Genomic DNA, 3,044 nt, shown 5'->3' with positions numbered 1-3,044 from the left:
CAGGAGCGCCAGCGACGAAGCGGCTGAGGCCGTGCCCGCGGAAAGCGTCCGGCTGGAGCGAAACGCAAAAAAGCTGCAAGGTTTCTCGACAAGCTGAGAAAAAACCTCCCTCGGGAGGTTTTTTTACGGCCGAAATACTGAAGTTAATTGAAAAAGGCATAAGGCCGATCAAATGCGCATCCTCCCCAAGAACGGGGAGAAGATGCTATACTAGACGCTGTAGAAAAGGGGTTTTAGCTTATGAAATCAGTAGTTCTTGCAGAAAAGCCATCCGTTGCGCGCGATATTGCGCGAGTACTCGGATGCTCCCAAAAGGGAAACGGCTTTCTAGAAGGCAAACAATATATCGTCACGTGGGCACTTGGCCATTTGGTGACGCATGCACAACCGGAACAATACAATAACGACTTGAAAGAATGGAAGATGGAAAGCTTGCCGATTCTTCCGGAGCCGTTTAAATTGGTGCCGATCAAACAGACCATGAAGCAATACAATGCAGTGAAAGCGCAGCTGAATCGCAGCGATGTAAAAGAAGTCATCATCGCGACCGATGCAGGGCGTGAAGGGGAGCTGGTCGCCCGTTGGATTTTGGAGCAAGCGAAAGTCAACAAGCCGGTGAAGCGGCTATGGATTTCCTCGGTTACGGATAAAGCGATTAAAGACGGCTTCCAAAACTTGAAAGACGGCAAAGCGTATGAAAGCTTGTTCCAAGCAGCGGTCGCCCGTGCAGAAGCTGACTGGGTCGTCGGAATCAACGCGACGCGCGCATTGACAGTGAAGCATAACGCACAATTGTCGACAGGACGCGTGCAGACGCCGACGCTTGCGATGATTGCACAGCGCGAACAAGACATCCGCAACTTCCAGCCGAAACCTTATTACGGCCTCCAGGCAATCAGCGACAATGCATCATTCATCTGGACGGATGGCAAATCGCCGCAGAGTTTCGATAAAGAGCGGATCGACCGTTTATTCGCCAAACTCGATACGGCGAATAAAGGCACGGTGACGGACGTGAAAATCACGCCGAAAAAACAGCCGGCGCCGCCATTGTTCGATTTGACCGAATTGCAAAAAGAAGCGTACAAACGCTATAGCTGGTCCGCCAAAGAAACGCTCAATACCTTGCAGAACCTTTATGAACGCTATAAAATCGTCACTTATCCACGGACGGACTCAAAGCATTTGACGAGCGATATGAAAGGTACTTTAAAAGAGCATATCAAAGCGGTGCAGGTCGGGGAATACCGTTCGCTTGCGAATGCGGCATTGAAAAGTGCAGGCGTTCCGCAAAAAGGCGTCATCGACGATGCGAAAGTATCGGATCACCATGCTATCATCCCGACTGAGGAAACACCGATGCTTCACGAGCTCAGCGACAAGGAATACAAATTGTACGATATGATCGTCCGCCGCTTCCTAGCTGTCTTCCTGCCACAGCACGAATATGACCGGACTACAGTTACACTCGACGTGGCGGGTGAAACATTCCAGGCAAAAGGCAATACGATCCGCAACGATGGCTGGAAGCGTGTCTATAACGACGCCGACGAAGAAGGCGAGTCGACGTTGCCGCCATTCAAAAAAGGACAGGCCGTGGACTTGAAAGGCATCACTTTGACGGAAGGCAAGACCAAGCCGCCCGCGTTCTTCAATGAAGGAACCTTGCTCGGGGCGATGGAAAATCCGGCCCAGTTCATGGCAGGCGAATCGAAAGCGCTCATCCAGACACTCGGTGAAACCGGCGGCCTTGGAACTGTCGCCACACGTGCCGACATTATCGATAAATTATTCAATAGCTTTTTAATTGAGAAAAAAGGCAAAGACCTGACGATTACGTCGAAAGGGCGCCAGCTATTGGAGCTCGTCCCAGAAGATTTGAAGTCCCCGAAATTGACGGCGGATTGGGAAACGCAATTAACCAAAATCGCTAAAGGCCAGCTGAAGAAAGAACAGTTCATGAAAGAAATGGTCGCATTCTCGAAAAAGTCGGTAGCTGAGATCAAATCCAGCGACAAGAAATTCAAGCACGATAACATCACCGGCAAAATGTGCCCGGACTGCGGCAAGCCGCTTCTTGAAGTGAATGGCAAACGCGGCAAGATGCACGTGTGCCAGGACCGCGAATGTGGCTTCAAGAAAAACGTCTCGATGCAGACGAATGCCCGCTGCCCGAATTGCCATAAGCGCATGGACATGGTCGGCGATGGCGACAATAAAATGTTCGTCTGCAAATGCGGTCACCGTGAAAAACTATCAGCGTTTGAAAAGCGCAAAAAAGCAGGACAATCGAAAGCGAACAAGAAAGATGTTAATAAGTATTTGAAGAAACAAGACGAGCCGCCGCAAAACACGGCAATGGCAGATGCCTTGAAGAAACTGCTCGAGCAAAACGACTGACAGGAGGGGGCAAGGTGGCGAAAAAAGCAGCAAAAACCAACGCCGCACGCATATTGGACCGTGAAAAAATCGATTATGAGCCACTCCAGTATAGCACCGATGACGGGAAAATTGACGGCGTGTCAGTAGCAGCGAAAATCGGTGCACCTGTAGAAACTGTCTATAAGACACTTGTCGCAGTGGGCGCTTCAAAGGACCATTACGTATTTCTCGTACCGGTCGCAGAAGAGCTGGATTTAAAGCTGGCTGCAAAAGCCTGCAGCGAAAAGAAAATCGAGATGGTGCCGGTCAAAGAGATTTTGCCGCTCACGGGTTACGTGCGCGGCGGCTGTTCTCCGGTCGGCATGAAAAAGCCGTTCAGGACATTCGTCGCCGAACAAGCCTCCCAGTTGAATGAAATCATCGTTTCTGCAGGGAAAGTCGGCGCCCAGTTGAAACTGGCACCGGAAGCGCTGCTGAAAGCGACACAAGCTGAGTTTGCGGAATTGACGGCGAAGCCGTAAGTGTTCCCTGTTCACTGCTTCGGCTTGTGGGATTCAGAAGAAAGAAGGATAAAGGATGAAAGTTTCTATGTATTACCGGTGGCTGTTTTTTCTATTGGGAATGATGCTGCTAGGCCTCGGCATTTCGATGACCATCAAAGG

Annotated in this window: 2 protein-coding genes; both read left to right on the top strand. The window is 50.4% G+C overall.

Features of this window, described 5'->3' with window-relative positions; genetic code table 11:
- Window positions 1–240: 240 nt before the first annotated feature.
- Entirely contained in the window at window positions 241–2,400 is a 2,160-nt protein-coding gene (locus ON064_RS17830) for a DNA topoisomerase III (protein WP_274625819.1), read from the top strand.
- Between the two features lie 14 nt (window positions 2,401–2,414).
- Window positions 2,415–2,903, top strand: a complete 489-nt coding sequence (gene ybaK, locus ON064_RS17825; RefSeq protein ID WP_274625818.1) for a Cys-tRNA(Pro) deacylase — start codon at window positions 2,415–2,417, stop codon at window positions 2,901–2,903.
- Window positions 2,904–3,044: the final 141 nt, after the last annotated feature.

Origin of the sequence: Planococcus sp. A6, from assembly GCF_028823615.1 — a bacterium.
GTDB lineage: Bacteria > Bacillota > Bacilli > Bacillales_A > Planococcaceae > Planococcus.
The sequence above is the reverse complement of the archived record's forward strand: the minus strand, read 5'-3'. Positions and strand labels throughout refer to the sequence as shown.